Source organism: Thermomicrobium sp. CFH 73360, assembly GCF_023806465.1.
Taxonomy (GTDB): Bacteria; Chloroflexota; Chloroflexia; order Thermomicrobiales; family Thermomicrobiaceae; genus Thermomicrobium.
This window is the reverse complement of the sequence record NZ_JAMSLS010000004.1, coordinates 117,273-133,301: the sequence shown is the minus strand read 5'-3', so window position 1 is coordinate 133,301 and position 16,029 is coordinate 117,273. Positions and strand designations below refer to the sequence as shown.

At 59.1% G+C, this 16,029-nt stretch carries 17 protein-coding genes; 10 read left to right on the top strand and 7 right to left on the bottom strand.

Annotation, left to right across the window (positions count from 1 at the left end; translation table 11 throughout):
- Positions 1 to 17: 17 nt before the first annotated feature.
- The 7 genes from fmt to NET03_RS09225 all read left to right on the top strand — a co-directional run bounded on the left by fmt (position 18) and on the right by NET03_RS09225 (position 7,352).
- On the top strand, positions 18 to 962 hold the full coding sequence (fmt, locus tag NET03_RS09255; RefSeq protein WP_252128632.1) for a methionyl-tRNA formyltransferase: 945 nt from the start codon (positions 18 to 20) through the stop codon (positions 960 to 962).
- Positions 955 to 1,719 (top strand): endonuclease V, encoded by a 765-nt coding sequence (locus NET03_RS09250; RefSeq protein ID WP_252128631.1) that lies wholly within the window; start codon positions 955 to 957, stop codon positions 1,717 to 1,719. The genes fmt and NET03_RS09250 overlap by 8 nt, the downstream gene beginning before the upstream one ends.
- A 1,045-nt stretch (positions 1,720 to 2,764) precedes the next feature.
- On the top strand, positions 2,765 to 4,375 hold the full coding sequence (locus tag NET03_RS09245) for a thiamine pyrophosphate-binding protein (protein WP_252128630.1): 1,611 nt from the start codon (positions 2,765 to 2,767) through the stop codon (positions 4,373 to 4,375).
- Positions 4,372 to 5,157 carry a peptidoglycan editing factor PgeF gene (gene pgeF, locus NET03_RS09240; protein ID WP_252128629.1) on the top strand — a complete coding sequence of 262 codons (786 nt, stop codon included), beginning with the start codon at positions 4,372 to 4,374 and terminating at the stop codon, positions 5,155 to 5,157. Before NET03_RS09245 ends, pgeF begins: the two co-directional genes overlap by 4 nt.
- A gap of 2 nt (positions 5,158 to 5,159) precedes the next feature.
- Positions 5,160 to 5,852, top strand: a complete 693-nt coding sequence (locus NET03_RS09235; protein ID WP_252128628.1) for a YggS family pyridoxal phosphate-dependent enzyme — start codon at positions 5,160 to 5,162, stop codon at positions 5,850 to 5,852.
- Between the two features lie 4 nt (positions 5,853 to 5,856).
- A complete protein-coding gene (locus NET03_RS09230; protein WP_252128627.1) occupies positions 5,857 to 6,630 on the top strand; it encodes an MBL fold metallo-hydrolase in 774 nt (257 codons plus the stop codon).
- Between the two features lie 182 nt (positions 6,631 to 6,812).
- Positions 6,813 to 7,352, top strand: coding sequence for an excisionase family DNA-binding protein (locus tag NET03_RS09225; RefSeq protein ID WP_252128626.1), 540 nt, complete (start codon positions 6,813 to 6,815; stop codon positions 7,350 to 7,352).
- Between the two features lie 13 nt (positions 7,353 to 7,365).
- Here the strand turns inward: NET03_RS09225 and NET03_RS09220 are convergent, their stop codons facing one another.
- The 6 genes from NET03_RS09220 to tgt are packed head-to-tail and all read right to left on the bottom strand — an operon-like array spanning position 7,366 to position 12,787.
- The gene (locus NET03_RS09220; protein WP_252128625.1) at positions 7,366 to 7,866 is read right to left on the bottom strand and encodes a CBS domain-containing protein; all 501 of its coding nucleotides are present in this window, start codon (positions 7,864 to 7,866) and stop codon (positions 7,366 to 7,368) included.
- A 40-nt stretch (positions 7,867 to 7,906) separates the two neighbouring features.
- Positions 7,907 to 9,571 (bottom strand): NAD(P)H-hydrate dehydratase, encoded by a 1,665-nt coding sequence (locus NET03_RS09215; protein WP_252128624.1) that lies wholly within the window; start codon positions 9,569 to 9,571, stop codon positions 7,907 to 7,909.
- An 18-nt stretch (positions 9,572 to 9,589) separates the two neighbouring features.
- Positions 9,590 to 10,021, bottom strand: coding sequence for a holo-ACP synthase (gene acpS, locus NET03_RS09210; protein WP_252128623.1), 432 nt, complete (start codon positions 10,019 to 10,021; stop codon positions 9,590 to 9,592).
- Positions 10,011 to 11,309, bottom strand: coding sequence for a UDP-glucose dehydrogenase family protein (locus NET03_RS09205; protein WP_252128622.1), 1,299 nt, complete (start codon positions 11,307 to 11,309; stop codon positions 10,011 to 10,013). Before NET03_RS09205 ends, acpS begins: the two co-directional genes overlap by 11 nt.
- A 21-nt stretch (positions 11,310 to 11,330) precedes the next feature.
- Positions 11,331 to 11,615 (bottom strand): acylphosphatase, encoded by a 285-nt coding sequence (locus NET03_RS09200; protein ID WP_252128621.1) that lies wholly within the window; start codon positions 11,613 to 11,615, stop codon positions 11,331 to 11,333.
- On the bottom strand, positions 11,612 to 12,787 hold the full coding sequence (tgt, locus tag NET03_RS09195; protein ID WP_252128620.1) for a tRNA guanosine(34) transglycosylase Tgt: 1,176 nt from the start codon (positions 12,785 to 12,787) through the stop codon (positions 11,612 to 11,614). Before tgt ends, NET03_RS09200 begins: the two co-directional genes overlap by 4 nt.
- Positions 12,788 to 12,874: 87 nt before the next feature.
- On the opposite strand from tgt, the gene NET03_RS09190 reads away from it, so the two are divergent.
- The gene (locus NET03_RS09190) at positions 12,875 to 13,567 is read left to right on the top strand and encodes a class I SAM-dependent methyltransferase (protein WP_252128619.1); all 693 of its coding nucleotides are present in this window, start codon (positions 12,875 to 12,877) and stop codon (positions 13,565 to 13,567) included.
- Here NET03_RS09190 and tatA read toward each other — a convergent pair.
- Positions 13,542 to 14,039 carry a Sec-independent protein translocase subunit TatA/TatB gene (gene tatA / locus NET03_RS09185; RefSeq protein WP_252128618.1) on the bottom strand — a complete coding sequence of 166 codons (498 nt, stop codon included), beginning with the start codon at positions 14,037 to 14,039 and terminating at the stop codon, positions 13,542 to 13,544. The genes NET03_RS09190 and tatA overlap by 26 nt on opposite strands.
- A gap of 118 nt (positions 14,040 to 14,157) precedes the next feature.
- Here tatA and NET03_RS09180 point away from each other — a divergent pair, with 118 nt between their 5' ends.
- Positions 14,158 to 15,309 (top strand): glycosyltransferase family 4 protein, encoded by a 1,152-nt coding sequence (locus tag NET03_RS09180; protein WP_252128617.1) that lies wholly within the window; start codon positions 14,158 to 14,160, stop codon positions 15,307 to 15,309.
- Complete coding sequence (pth, locus tag NET03_RS09175) at positions 15,299 to 15,907, top strand: aminoacyl-tRNA hydrolase (protein WP_252128616.1); 609 nt, start codon at positions 15,299 to 15,301, stop codon at positions 15,905 to 15,907. The genes NET03_RS09180 and pth overlap by 11 nt, the downstream gene beginning before the upstream one ends.
- Positions 15,908 to 16,029 lie beyond the last annotated feature (122 nt).

Below are 16,029 nucleotides of genomic sequence, written 5' to 3'. Positions count from 1 at the left end.
TCGGAGCGCTACACGACATGGCGGAGTCGATTCGCATTCTATTTCTTGGTACACCTGATTTTGCTGTCCCATCGCTCCGCGCACTCGTTGCTCAACCCGATATGGAGATTGTTCTAGTGGTGACACAGCCGGACCGCCCCGCTGGCCGGGGCCGTGCGTTGCAGCCACCGCCGGTAAAGATGGCCGCGCTCGAGTTGGGCTTGCCTCTATGGCAACCAACGTCTTTGCGTGGGGCTGAAGTGGAAGAGCGCTTTCGCGTGGTCTCTCCGGCAGTCGGCGTTGTGGTCGCCTATGGGGAATTGATTCCCCGTCGGCTCTTGGAGCTCGTACCGCATGGCTTTCTGAACGTGCACCCATCGTTGCTACCCCGCTATCGCGGAGCAAGTCCGATTCAGACCGCGCTACTCAACGGGGACGAGATGACCGGTGTGACGGTCATCCTTCTTACGCCTGAGCTGGACGCAGGTCCGATTGTTCGACAAGTTGCGGTGCCAATTTTGCCGGAGGACACCGGTCAGACCCTCAGCAGTCGGCTCGCCGCGCTTGCTGCCGAGATTCTCCCTGAGACGGTTCGCGATTGGGTCAAGGGGAAAAGCGCTGCTGTCCCTCAAGACGAACAACAAGCGACCTATACTCGGCCCTTGAGTAAAGAGGACGGGAGAGTCGACTGGTCCCTGCCGGCGGAGCAGATCGAGCGGGCGATCCGTGCACTGCAACCATGGCCCTGTGCCTGGACAGTGATCCGTGGGCGTCGCTTGATTCTGCTTCGCGCACATCTCACCCAGAACGAACAGCGGCTCGCACCTGGCTGCCTTGCCCCGAGAAGTACCGAGTTACTTGTTGGGACCGGAAGCTGCTCCCTTGCCTTGGACATTGTGCAGCCAGAGGGGAAAAAGCCCATGATGGGCCTCGACTGGTGGCGCGGAGCTCGGCTCGCGCCAGGGAGTTGCTTCGATGTGTGATGACAGCTCAACGCAGACGCGGCGGCCACGTCAGTGGGCTTTCACCGCGACGAGTTGGCAGGAAGAGCTGGAGCGTCTGGTACAGCTTCAACAGCAGCTCGCGCAACGGATTCTCGAGTGCCCTTTACCCGGTCCACCTCGACTGATCGCGGGCGCAGACCTGCATGTTCGTGGCGAGCATGCAGTGGCTATCGCGGTGAATTTCGAACTTCTTACGCTTCCTGAGGACGATGAGGATATTCGACCGTTGCCGCTCCAGGAGGTCGAACGAGCCGAAGTGCAGACGGTCGTCGCTTTCCCTTACATTCCTGGCTACCTAAGTTTTCGAGAAGCGCCGGCAATTGTCGAAGCGATACGGGCGTTGCGGCGAACACCAGATCTACTCCTTATCGATGGACAAGGACGGGCGCATCCGCGTGGCTGCGGCCTCGCCAGTCATGTTGGGGTCCTGCTTGATTTGCCGACAATCGGTGCCGCGAAGTCGCGTCTGTACGGCCGATATCAGGAGCCGTCCAATGTGCGCGGCGCGTGGACACCTGTCATCGGCGATCACCAAGTGATCGGTGCCGCGGTGCGGACACGCGTGGACACCAAGCCGATTATCGTCTCCGTTGGGCATCGCATCACGTTGCAGGAAGCGATCACGTGGGTGCTTCGGCTCAGTCGCTATCGTCTCCCGGAGCCAACTCGTTGGGCTCATCGCTATGCAAGGGACGCCGCCGCACACCTGGACGAGAGCAGTGCACCGGGGATGTGAGTGGGAAGTGTCGTGCGGAGTACAACACCATATCTCTTTTCAGGTTTCGGTGATTCCCGCGACTTGCCCCTAGCGGGAGGTGCACCAGCAAGCAAACACCTGACAGAAACGTTCGCGCCGGGGACAGAACGGACTCTCCGTTTCGTCGCCGCGCCTTGGTTTTCGCGACTCGCACACACGAGAGTGGATCGTGTAACCAGTTGGTAGCGGATGGTCTTCTCGCAACCGCGCAACCACGCTGTCTCGGAAAGTCTCACGCAGTTCTATCACAGCCATGGGCAGGGGTCTGCCTCGGACCATCCCAGGCCGATAGACAATGAACGTAATAACGCCAGTGTATCAGTGTGCCACAGTGCAGAACTACCGTGTACGTGCCGAACTGCGCGTACTGCGTAACGGGGTGGCAGTCTGTACGGGCGTGGTCGCGAAATTCCAGGCGGTGGAGCCGGCTCTCTAGATATGCGCATAAGAATCCTTATGCGTATATTCAGACCACGCCTTCGACGCCAGTTACTTACCCCCCGGAGCGGCGTTACTGGTGACGCCGCTGCAGCGGTCCGCCACCTCGTCCTCACTCACGCTGTCTGTGTGACTGTGCTGAGTCGTACGTTCGCAAGACGCCGTTGGTTGTTGGCAAATGAGGACGCTTATCACTCGTTTCTGGCATCGAACGCGGTTCCTCAGGTTGGCTCTGCAACATCGTATTTCGGATGCGAAGATGCACTGCTTCCGTCTGCGTTGAGCAACGTTCGCTGACGGCCATCAACGATTGTGGTACGGCTACCTCCCCAGGGAAAGCTCAGAGGCATGTCAGACATTCATTCGGCCGTAACTGCAGTCGACTTCTCACGGCTGACCGTGTCCCGAGGGATTAAGTTCTCTCTGTTATCGCTGAGCGCAGTATCGGTGTCTGCAGGTGGCTCCGCTCCACGTAGCGGTGATCGCGTTGCTCGTCTCTGCGGCATCGCCTACACTGCGCGGGGGACGGACTGCGTCCTCTTTCAGGCATGACGACGGTGGGTACGGAAACTGGGGTGAGCCAGAGATGCTGCTTACAGGTGCCGAGCTGCTTGTCAAAGCCTTGGAACGACACCATGTCGACCTTGTCTTCAGTATCCCTGGGGTACACACGTTGGATATTTACGCCGCGTTAGAAAGGAGTTCTCTCCGCACGATCCTTCCCCGGCACGAGCAAGGTGCAGGGTACATGGCTGATGGATACGCTCGAGCCAGCGGCCGCGTTGGAGTCGCTCTCACCATCTCTGGCCCAGGTCTCACAAATATCCTAACGCCGGTCGCGCAAGCGTTTGCCGATAGTGTTTCCCTCTTCGTGATCAGCACTTCTCTTGAGCGACACCAACTCGGTCGGATGCATGGAGAACTCCATGCGATGCCCGATCAGCTGGCTGTAATCCGCCCCGTGGTCAAGTGGGCTTACCGCGTGATGAGTGCAAGCGAGATCGAACCGGCGGTCGCTGCTGCCTTTGACCAGCTGTGGAATGGCCGGCCACGTCCCGTTTATCTGGAAGTTCCACTCGATGTGTTGCGCGAACAAGCGCCTTCGTGTGACCAATACACTGCACGCCGTCAGCCACGTGCGCCGAACCAAGCCGATGTTGATCGTGCCGCCGAACTGCTTGCGGCAGCAAGACGGGCGGTGATCTTGGCCGGTGGCGGGGCGGTCGCCGAGGAGGTGAGTCCACTTCTGGCGGAACTTGCGAGCGAGATCCGGGCGCCGGTGTTCATGACCGTTACGGGCAAGGGGGCCATTCCTGAGGACCATCCCTTTGCGGTCGGCTCGTGGGGATACCGATGGACAAGCGACAATCCAGCTGCCGACCTGTTTCGCGATTCTGACGTGGTTCTTGCCCTTGGCACGGGACTCGGTACGCGGACGACTGCCGGAGGCACACTGCCTCTTCCACGGACTCTGATTCACGTCGATATCGATCCAATGGAGTTCAGTAGCCCTTATTGTCCGACACTCGCTGTTTTAGCTGATGTCCGTAAGTTTGTTGCTGCCTTACTCGAGCGGATGCGAGGGAATTTCCGCCCCCGTGAAGGTTGGGATCAAGAAACCATAGCAAAGACGCGCGAATCCTTGCGTAATTACTCGCAGGATACCTACGATCGGTACAAATCTTGGGTTCAGGCACTGCGCAGTGCCCTTCCTCGTGAAGCCTTCACCGCCCACGACATGACGATGGTCTGCTACGCCGGTGTTCGGTTCTTTCCGGTCTTTCTCCCGAGAACCTACACCTTTCCACGCGGCTTCGGCACGCTCGGGTCAGCGCTGCCGATGGCAATCGGGGCAAAGTTTGCGCGCCCCGAGCGACCAGCGGTCGCGATTTGCGGTGATGGTGGGATCCAATTCACAATCCAAGAGCTGGGAACGTTGGCACAGTACCGTCTCCCAGTAATCGTTGTCGTCTTTGATGATCACACCCACACTGCTGTGAAGCGGGCAATGCATGGACGGGAGATGCAACCGCGCGATGTTGATCTGATCAATCCCGATTTTGTCGCACTGGCACGTGCCTATGAAATCGAATCGGTGCGAGTCACAGTGCCGGAAGAACTCACCCAAGCGTTGTCGCATGCCATCGAGCGATCAACTCCAACGCTCGTGCATGTTCTTTTGCGTGATGAGCCATGATGATTGAACCCTACCGTTTCGTGACACTGACACAACTGGGTATTCCACACGGAATGACGCGACGTGACCCTTCCCTGCCAGGACAAGGGACGGTGAGCTGGAACGCAGGCTGTGACGTGGCCCTGCAGAATCGTCGTCACTGGTGGAAGAAACTGGGACTCCCGCTGGAGTCGACAGTGTTCGGTCGGCAAGTCCACGGAGCTCGGGTCGCCATCGTCATGAGAAAGGACGCTGGCCGAGGAGCTCTAGAGTCAAGCACAGCCATTCCAGACACTGATGCCCTCGTCACTGCGGAGCGCGGCCTGCCACTGGTCGTCCAATGCGCTGACTGCGTGCCGATCCTGCTCTACGCGCCGGATGTACCGGCTGTCGCCGCGGTCCATGCTGGCTGGCGTGGAACAACGCAATTGATTGCCCTCCGTGCAATCGAGGTGCTGGTGGAGCATTTGGGCGCAGAGCCCAGAAAGCTCAGAGCAGCGCTTGGACCGTCGATCGGTCCTTGTTGCTACGAGGTTGGTGATGAGGTTGTCGAGCAGTGGCTCACGATGGCTCCGGCAGATGGGGAACGGGCTTTTTCCCACCGCGAAAGTCGGTACCTTTTCGATCTCTGGGAATCGAACCGCCTTCTCTTGCTTGAGGCAGGTGTCCTCCCACAGCACATTGAAATAGCTGGCATCTGTACACGGTGTCATGCAAGCGACTGGTTTTCCTATCGCGCTGCTGGCCCTCGTTCTGGTGCGCAAGCTGCCGTCATCGCACTTCCTGCAAAGCAAGTGGGGTAAGGATGATCGAGCGAGATCGTCTGGCTGCGAATCTGGAACGAGTACGACGCAGAATCGCACAGGCTGCTGAGCGAGCTGGGCGTGATCCGGCCACCGTGAAAATTGTGGCTGTGACGAAAGGTGTGCCTCGCGCGACAGTACAACTTGCGTACGATCTCGGTCTGCGTGCCTTTGGTGAGAACCGTGTGCAAGAGGCGCTGCAGAAGTTCGGGACAGATCCGCTTCCCTCAGATACTGAGCTCCACCTCATTGGCTATCTGCAGACGAACAAGGTTCGGCACGTGGTGAAGCTCTTCTCCATGATTCAGTCTGTTGATCGCCTCTCACTGGTTGAGGAACTCGAGCGACGGGCGGAAGGCCAAGGACGGCGAATCCCGGTACTCGTTCAAGTCAACCTGGCGCGTGAGCCGCAGAAACATGGTTGCGATCCTCTTGAAGCGGCCGAGGTCGTGCGCGCCCTCCTCGAGGCTCCTCACTTGGAACTCCGCGGCCTTATTACAGTAGCTCCGCTAACATCGTGCGAGTCCGAAATCCGGCGAGTATTTGCAGCTTTGCGCACCCTGCGCGATCAACTTGAGGATTACTTCTCTTACTCGCTTCCGGAGCTCTCGATGGGCATGACCAACGACTTCGAGATCGCCGTTGAGGAAGGGGCAACGATGGTTCGTATCGGACGAGCGTTGTTCGGAGCATAGGGCTATGGAAGTGTTCTGTTTCGGGAGTGGGAGCCGAGGGAACGCATTTGCCGTCCGGACGCGCCGGACAGTGCTGTTGATCGATGCAGGTTTTCCTCCAAGTGTACTCCGGAGCCAGCTAGCGAGGTGTGGTATTCGTGATCATGAGCTCTCAGCTATTGTGATCACTCACGAACACCACGATCACGTACGAGGACTTGCCGGACTCCTCCGTTGGCACTCCTGCCCGGTCTTTGCAACAGGTGGGACGTTTGCGGCTCTCAAACTGAACGGAGCCCGCCGCGTACAGATTACCGCTGATCGGTGGGTCGAGGTTGGCGATCTTGCGATTTGCCCCATCGCTGTTTGGCACGATGCTAACGAGCCTGTCGGTCTCCGTATTGCCTCGCGGGAAGCAGAAATTGCGCTTTTTACCGATCTCGGTTCGCCCACACACGAAGTCATCGAGAGTGTGCGAAATGCTACCTTAGCTGTCATCGAGGCGAACCATGATCGAACTCTCCTCAAAGGAGGATCGTATCCCGACTGGCTGAAACGGCGGATTGCCTCGCCTTACGGGCATTTAAGTAACGATGAGGCGGCACGAGTCGCTCAGGAGTGCGGGCCGTCTACCCAAGCCGTCTGGTTGGCGCACCTCTCGGAAGAGACGAACCGGCCGGAGCTTGCGGAAGCAGCAGTCCGAGAACGACTCGTCTCTCGTCATGTGCTTCCCATCGTTCTCTTGACCCAGCGGGGCTTCCATCGGTGGTGCTCTGATGCTACAGACTTCGGCGGATGAGTTTCCGTGTGATCTCTGCTGAGATGAATTGAACAGGGACGAGGTAGTGTCTAGTTGGCACAGAGCGGATTCTGAACATCGTGCGGACACCTTGTATCCGACTGTCAGTTGACGTCCACCAACGGTTTCCGTACAATGGGTACGTACACCGGTAGTTGGTTTGTTGGGCGAGAGGAGGCCCCGTGGACTCCCAGACACTGGTCTACCAGAGGGTGATCGACGAGGCACTACGGCTCCTCTACACGCATCACTACCGGCTCTTATCTCGTCTGCTCCCCCGAGCCCTGGAGCAGTTGAATCTGAGTGAAGAGGCGCTCATGGCAGATCTCCGTGAGAGCCCACTGGGCCAAGTGCTCCAGCGGTTGGCTGCGGTTGCGCAGGGGAAGCTCGTCGAGCAGCGTGAGCGGATTTTGGAGAACATTGAGCTGGTGTTGCAGTTGCTCTTTTGGGCCCCTGGAGCCGAGGACTACTCTGTACCGCGGAGCTTCTGGGAGAGCGACCTCGGCCGGCTGCTCTCACAGGCCAAGTTCCGGGCCTACGAGCCGAGTGAACTCGTCAGCATTGGGAAGGCGGCCCAAGACCTCGGCGTGACTCGGCCGACGATTTACCGCTGGATGGACGAGCGCAAGCTCGAGTACGTCCGCGACGAGCATTCGGGACGCACGTTCATTATTCGTCGCGACGTAGAACACCTGCGGCAGCAGTTGCAAGAGTCGGCCTGATGTGCCCACCTGGTTATGAGCGACTCGCCAAGAGTGTCGGCAGCTCACCCCGCTCTTCAAGCGTCATGAGCCAGACGAGGTCAGAGCGAGAGACGATACCGAGAAGTTTCCCTTCGTCGTCGACGACCGGAACAGGGTTCACACGCCGGCGGTACATGAGCGTGGCCAACGCTTCGATGGTCTCCTCAGGACCGATCGTGACCGCCGGCGACGACATGATCTCGGCAGCTCGGGTGGCCAGGATCTTGCGCAGCTGCGTTTCATCACCGGTGCCGGGAAGCTTGAAAAAGGCATCTAAAAATGGAACATAGAGCGGAGCATTAAAACTTGCCTCGCGCGCGATCAGGTCAAATTCTGTCACAATTCCCACCACGCGCCGCTCTGCGTCAATGACCGGCAACCCCGAAATCGCGTGTTCCCACAGGAGTCTGGCAATTTCTCCAACAGGGGTATTCGGACCGATCGCAATGACGTCTCGTGTCATCAACGCCCGGACACGAAGCTCTTGTGCCATTCTCATACTCCTCTCTTCAACGGACCACACGAAGGCGTACTCAACGCTCGTCTGCTCCTTCAAGGAAAGGTTGCATTCCTGAGAGAACGCATTCCTCTGGAGACCATCGTGGATCGTACAGGGTTCGGAGTATGCGAGGCAGCACAGCGATAATATCGGAGGCCACCAGCGAAAGCGTCCCCTTCGTCGCGATCGCAGCCAGCGCGGCTTGCCCCGCAATGAAGACTCCTGCCGCCGCGGCGTCTCTCGGCTCCAAACCCTGGGCAGCCAAGCCAGCGATCACTCCAGCAAGCACATCGCCAGTCCCGGCTGAGGCGAGTCCTGGGTGAACCTGCGGTGCAAGGAGGAGCGTACCGTCTGGGCAGGCGACCGACGTATGCCCGTACTTTAGAACAAGATATTGGCCGAACCTCAGTGCCGCTTCGGCCGCGACTCCCCACGGATCTTCAAGAATCGTCGAGACCTCTATGTCAAGTAAGCGAGCAAGTTCTCCGGGGTGTGGCGTCAGGATTAGTCGAGCTTCTCGGAGTTCTTCCCACCACGCACCGGACTTGGCCAGCCAGTTGAGGCCATCCGCATCGATGACTGCATAGCCGGTGAACGGCTGCAGCGGCGCTTCCTCGCTCGCGTGAGCGAAACCGAGCGAACCACGCCGTTGCTTCCCGATCCCAAGGAGAAACCGGACGAGTTCCTCTGCCGGACGGTCTTGACCCAATCCTGGACCGAGAAGTAGCACGCGATACCGCGGCAGGGCTTCTCGGACGAGTTCCGCCCAGCGCCGACCAGCACCAACATCGCCATCTGGGGCTGGAAGAAATGTTACCTCGGCTTGGGCGGCGGCAATCGCGGGTATCAGAGAGCGTGGCACCGCAAGCGTCACGAGACCGGCTCCAACACGGAGGGCAGCAGTAGCGGCGAGACGGGGTGCCCCGTAGTAGCCCGGAGCGCCGCCGACGACCATGAGAGCACCGACGGCCCATTTGTGCGTATCCGCCTCACGCCGAGGGAGCCACTTGCGGACGTCCGCCTCAGTGAGTACGGCAACGCTCCCACGGGTGATCGGCGGTCGTGGTAACCCAATATCGACCAAACGGATGAGACCTGTATACCGTAACGCTGGTGCCAGATAGGCGCCAAGCTTGGGGAGTCCCAGCATGACAGTCAGGTCAGCTCGGAATGCGCGCCGATCGGCTGCGCCCGTGTCACTGTCAATACCTGACGGTACGTCGACTGCGACTAGCAGGGTGCCCCGTTGGCGCCGTGCCTCACTCGCCACTTCAAAGACACTCGCTACTGGATCGGGGAGCTCGGGCCGACTGCCGATCCCAAACACAGCGTCGACGATGACGTCAGCTCGCGAGAGTGCTTCCTCCAGTTGTTCGTTCGTAAGCCATTCACAGCGAGCGAGCCACTCAGTTTCCACGGGAACATCACCTGGTTCAGAGCGATTCCAGGCCCAGATCTTGCAGTCCCACCCGCGAGCCGCCAGGTGCCCAGCGGCAACGAGACCATCGCTGCCGTTGTTGCCCGGGCCAACGAAGAAGAGTGCGCGCCGAGATTTTCTGTCGCTGGTACCAACAAGTTCGTCGATCACCTCGGCGACCGCTCGGCCAGCGCGTGCCATCAGTTCAGCGAGCGATGTGCCCTGGGTGACCGCTTCTTCCTCTGCTCGCCGAACCTCTGCTACGCGGCAAAGCTTTTCCATCGCTGGTGCTCCTCCCGATCAATGTCTTGGATCTCTAGAATGCGAAGGTGTGAACACGGCGACAACGACCGCGATAGCAAGATCTCGCGCGTGAGTGAGCGACACCGCAATATGCTGGAGTCCGAGAAGCTGTGCCCGCTCGGCAGCCGTCGCGTACAGGCGAACAACTGGCTTCCCACGCCGGTTTGGGAGCACCTCGATGTCTCGCCACCGCACACCGCGTACACCCGTCCCGAGGGCCTTCATGACCGCTTCTTTTGCGGCAAAACGTGCAGCCAGTTCGCTCACTCGCCCTGCATAACGGATTCGCTCAGCCTCGGTATAAATACGCAAGAGGAAACGTTCCCCGAAACGAGACAGCGCCCTCTCGATACGCCAAATCTCGATGGCATCGACGCCCACCTCGACGGGGCCAGCTGCATCAGGGTCCCAGATCGGCTCAATGACCACGTCCGACTCCCATGTAAATGAAACCGAGACTCCGCACTTCAGCAGGCTCATAGATGTTGCGGCCGTCGAGAATGATCGGTGTGCGCATCAGCTCACGTACTCGGCGGAGGTCGGCTTGCTTGAACTCGTTCCACGGCGTGGCAATGAGTAACGCATCAGCCCCTGTGACTGCTGTATACGGATCGGGAACATAGCGTGCTTCTGGAACCTCACGGGCCGCATTCGGCATCGCTGCTGGGTCATAGGCAGTGACCACTGCTCCTCGCTGGAGGAGCATTCGCAGGACGTCGAGCGCCGGTGACTCGCGCACATCGTCGGTATCTTGTTTAAATGCGAGACCCCAAAGTGCAATGGGACGTCCGTGCAAGTCACCGAGGAGTTCCTGTAACTTCCTGACGAAACGCCGTCGCTGATCCTGATTGATCTCGAGGACAGCATGGAGCAGCTGTGGATGGCAGCCGACTTCCTCAGCCATGTAGGCTAATGCCCGGACATCTTTTGGAAAACAGCTTCCACCGAATCCGAGCCCAGCCTCCAGAAACAAGGGGCCGATTCGTGGGTCGTACCCCATCCCTTGCGCGACAACCTTCACGTCGGCGCCTAGCTGCTCGCAGATCTGCGCGATCTCGTTGATGAAACTGATCCGGGTGGCGAGAATAGCATTTGATGCGTACTTGATCATCTCAGCGGTTCGCCGATCGGTTATCAAGATCGGGGTATTGAGGACTCGATAGAGTTCCGCGACTCGCTCCGCTGCCTCACGATCCTCTGCTCCTAGGACAATTCGGCTCGGATGGAATACATCATGGACGGCTGAGCCTTCTCGCAAGAACTCCGGGTTGCTCACAACCGCGAACGTCGCATCAGGCGGTTTCACCTGCTCAATGAGCGTCGAGACGAAATCACCTGAGCCGATCGGCATAGTACTCTTGTTGACGATGATCGTGTGTCCCCGTAAGTGACGCCCGATCGCCTCAGCCGCTGCGCGCACTGCACGCATGTCCGCATCGCCGTCGACTGTTGAAGGGGTCCCCACGCAGATAAAGACGAATTCCGCGTCCGGTATTGCCTCTGCGTAGTCCGTCGTAAAGTGCAACCGTCCTGCTTCAAGGTTGCGCCGTATCAATTCGTTGAGACCAGGTTCGTAGATAGGAATGATCCCCTCGCGCAGCTTCGCGATCTTCTCCGCGTCGATATCGACGCCTCGGACAAAATTCCCGAGATCGGCGAACGCTCCTCCATACACAAGCCCCACGTATCCAAGTCCCACAATTGCGATTGTCGCCACGGTTGCTCCTCTTCCCTCACCTTAGCGTCGGATAGTGAAGTCCGTGTAACCACCAGTCGGCTCGACCCAGGTACACTCCACCCGCTCTACCCACGCGCCCGGAGGCCCGACGCGGACACGATCTTGTAGGTGCTCCAAGGTAGAACGCGGGCCCTCGGCCCACAATTCCACCGATCTCCCATCGGGGCGGTTACGAACCCAACCGACCAGTCCCAGTCGTTCTGCTTCGTCCACCACGAAGAAGCGGAATCCGACGCCCTGCACACGACCATACACGACACAATGCAGAGCAGCGCGTTCGCTCATCCTTCCCCCTCAAGCAGCACGGCTTCTTCCCGTGCATTTTCTGTCGACCGGTATGCAGCAAGGAATTGCTCCCACGCCGCGGCGAAGGTGCCCTCAGCGATTGCTGCTCGCATTTTCTGCATAAGATTTTGGATAAACCGTAAATTGTGAATGGTCGCCAGTCGATAGGCAAGGAGTTCTTTCGCCCGGAAAAGATGGTGGAGATACGCAGCACTGAAATGACGACAGGTATAGCAGTCACACGTCTCGTCCACGGGGGCGGTCAGAAACTTGAAACGTGCTGAGGTAATGTCAATGCGGCCGCTCGGCGTAAAGAGTGCGCCATGACGGGCGAGCCGTGTTGGCAATACACAATCGAAGAGATCGACGCCAAGTGCGACCGCTCGCCACAGATCTTCCGGCGCGCCAACCCCCATCAAGTACCGCGGACGATCTTCCGGGAGGGCCTGCAGGCTCGCTGCAAGCATCGCTTCCAACAGCGGTTTCGGCTCACCGACGCTCAAGCCACCAATTGCGAACCCGTCTACTGGAAGCGCGGCGACGATCGCCGCGCTCTGCTGGCGGCGTGTCGCGTCGAAACCTCCTTGGGCGATGCCGAAGAGTAAAGGGTGCTCTTCCGCGGACATCTTCGCTGTCCGCTCCTGGAATCGCTCGATGCTCCGACGTAACCACCGGTGCGTCCGCTCCATCGCGTCGCGTTGCCGCTGCTCAGGTTCCCCGTATCCTACGACGTCATCCAGCGGCATCACAATGTCGGAGCCGAAGATGAACTGAAGATCGATCACAGATTCCGGCGTCAGTTCGCAGAGTGATCCGTCGATGTGAGAGCGAAAGATGACCCCGCGTTCCGTCACCTGCCGCAACTTCGCCAGACTGTAGACTTGGAAACCTCCCGAGTCCGTCAGGATTGGTCCATCCCACCTCATGAAAATGTGCAGCCCACCGACCGCCTCGAGCACCTGGGGACCAGGACGCAGGGAAAGGTGATAGGTGTTTGCAAGGATAATCTCGCTGCCGGTCGCCCGGATCTCCTCCGGAGTCAGCGATTTGACGGTCGCTTGCGTTCCGACCGGCATGAACGCCGGAGTGTGTACGATACCGCGACGCGTCCTGAGCAGCCCAAGGCGGGCAGAAGTTGTGCTCTCACGTCTCACGATCCTAAACGATTGCATCGTTCGTCCTCCTCGCCTCGGTGCTGACCGCCGCGAGGCTGTTCCTGAACGGGTATACCATGACAACTGAGTGAGGCGGAAAGGCGTATGCATCAGGGTTTGAGAAGGTTCCTGGCTCGGTTGCTCGAACTTTTCTATGATGGCCCTCTCTCTCCACTGTATCCGCTGCTCACGCATGTGCTCTTTGGTGGAGCATGGGCCGATTGGCAACGAACGGTTGCGATGTGGCTCGTTTCCGCAGCGTGCATCGTTGAGCTCGGTAGCGGCCCGGGCGATCTTGCCGCATGGTTGGCCAGACCGGGGCGAGCGGTGGTTGCGGTGGACCTTTCACGACGGATGACGCGAATCGCCCACCGCCGAACAGCCGGCTTGCGAGAAGTCTGTATTGTCCGGGCGGATGCTAGGGCTCTTCCTGTGCGCGATTCGACTGTCGATGCTGTGATCACGACATTTCCGACCACGTTCTTCCTCGAGGAGACAACGAACGAAGAGGTCGCGCGCGTCCTACGCCCCGGTGGCCGCTACATCGCGCTCGTCGCCGTTCGTCCGACATGGTGGCCGCTCTGGATGCGCCCTTGGTCTCCAATCCTCCAGCGTCTCCTTGGCCCGTTGCCGGCAAACAATTGTGAAACGATGCCACAACCACGGAACAATACCAGACTCAAGGGAGACTGGGTGCGCGTGGAGCTTCCGAACGGTGTGCTTTGCCTCTGGGTTGCGCGGAAAGTGCACGAGGAAGAGCCGATTGATCCGCTCAGTGCTCCCAATGACTCTCAGTAGCCTTGAACGACGATGTATCGTTCAGGAGATCGTCTAAATCAACGAGATCGGCTAGGGGATCTTCCTTTGTCGGCTCACGCCGGCCGTTCGCAACTGTGACGTGTGTTGCAGTTGAGAGAACGGGCGACGGGGGTGGAACCGATGCTTCCGCAGGGGTCGTGACTGGCGCTGGTGCCTGGTCAGCGGTGATCGCCTGCGCGGCTTGCTGTGTCGTTGTCGCGACTTCACTCAATGCGGCACGCGTCTCTTGCTGCACGGAGAGCACGGAGGTCGTCACTTCAGCAGTACTCGTCTGAACCTCGCGGAACGCTTGTTCGAACTCACTTGTCAGTTCGCGTGTTGCGTTGCGGAACTCGCGCACAGCTCGCCCGATTCCTGCAGCAATCTCGGGCAACTTGCCAGGCCCGAACAGAATGAGCGCGAGCATCATAATCACGAGGATTTCCCCAATTCCCATTCCAAAGAAGTCCATGGCTCTTCCTCATTCGTTGGCGCGTGCGCTCCGGACCAAGCATCGACGTCCCAGATGCTGAGGCATCGAGCTACGGTGGAGAGTATAACAGCCCTGGGAACAGTGGCTCGGGGGATGCATGAGTCATCAGGAAAACATCGCGATTGACGGGCGTCTGCTCGCCTACCGCCGCGGGGGGATCAGCCGCTACATCCGCTGCCTGGCGGCGGCGATCGCCACGAGTGAAGCAAACGTGTACGCCACAAGTGGCTTGACATTCTTCCTCATTGCTAACCGCCCGATCGTCGATTCCCCGCTTCCACTTGTCCGCGTCTGGACTCCACCTCACCATGCACTTGAGGAGTGGACGCTCGGGTGGGAACTCGCGCGACAACCGGTCTCTCTTGTCCATGCGACCGATTTTGTTCTTCCCCGCCTACCGAAGCGAATTCGTGGCGTCGTGACCATCCACGATCTCGCTTTCCTTGACGCTCCTGGTGAACTCGCTCCCGACGCAGCTCGGTACTATGCACGCACTCTACCCACTTTACGGCGCGCAGACCGGATCATAGCCGTTTCGCATGCAACTGCCCGGCGAATCGCCGAATTCGTTCCAGATGTGGCTCCTCGTATCCGCGTCATCCATCACGGGGTTGATGAGCGGTGGTTTCATCCTCACCCTGATCCGATCGGTCAACTTACTTCGGTGTTTGGGCGGGAACCCAGCTTGTTCCTCAGTGCACGTCCAATCGTTCTGGCTGTGGGTACCATCGAACCTCGCAAACGGTATGACCTTCTTCTGGATGCTTTTCTTGCGCTTCATCGCTCGCTTGAAAGCGCTCCATTCCTTGTGATCGTCGGCCAAGAAGGTTGGAATGCTACCGAAACTGTATTGCGAATACGAAGCTACCAAGAACGAGGCATCTTGCGCTGGTTTCCTGACGCGGACGATGGCCTTTTGCATGCCCTTTATTCCATTGCAGCAGTACTTGTTGTACCGAGTCGCGATGAGGGTTTCTGTCTTCCGGCACTGGAGGCGCTTGCTGCTGGCGTACCCGTGGTAGCCTTCGCAGTTGGGGCCCTGCCGGAGGTGGTCGGCGATGCTGCGCTGCTGGTCCACGATCAGACCATTGAGGCGTTGGCTGAAGCATGCAGGGTTCTCCTCCAGAACGAGAGCTTACGGCAAACCTACGCCAGGCGAGGTCGCGCACGCGCAAGGCAGTTCTCCTGGGCTCGTGCAGCGGAACAAACCCTTACGGTGTATCGGGAGGCACTTGAGGATGGGAGATGACCAATGGCTTGCTGTCGGCCTCGGGAATCCGGGGCCGAGGTATGCCGACACGAGGCACAACGTCGGATTCTGCGTAATCGACGCGTTAGCAAGAGAATTCAGGATTCCCAGCTACGAGCGTCGTTTTGACGGAGAGTTTGCCTCCATTCATACCGATCGAGGTCAATTGCTCCTGCTGAAGCCACTGACGTTTATGAACTTGAGCGGTCGAGCGGTGCGAAAAGCGGTCCAGTGGTACAAGCTTCCTTTGGAACGCGTACTCATCATTCATGATGATATGGATCTTCCGCTCGGCGTGATCAGACTACGACAAGGCGGTAGCGCGGCAGGTCATCATGGCGTCGAGTCGGTGATCAGTGAGCTTGGGAGCGACCGGTTTGCACGGCTTCGTGTCGGTATTGGGCGTCCAGCGGTTAAAAACGAGGGCCGCTCCTATGTCTTGAGTCCATTTCCTGCAGCAGAACGGCCGCTCGCTGAGCGTGTTGCGTTCGTTGCAGCACAGGCTGTGCTCGTTTGGCATCGTGAAGGTTTAACCGCCGCGATGAATCGGTTCAACGGGCTCCGTATTCGTCTCGACGAGTCCTCGCTTGCTGACTGAACGCCGTCAAAGCGACAATTGCCGCAGGGCGTCTCGCACTCGGCAGCCTGCGGCTAGTAAAGCAGGGAGACGCGGACGCAACGACAGAGAGCTAGCGTCGCTGCTGCAATGAGGTGGTAGCA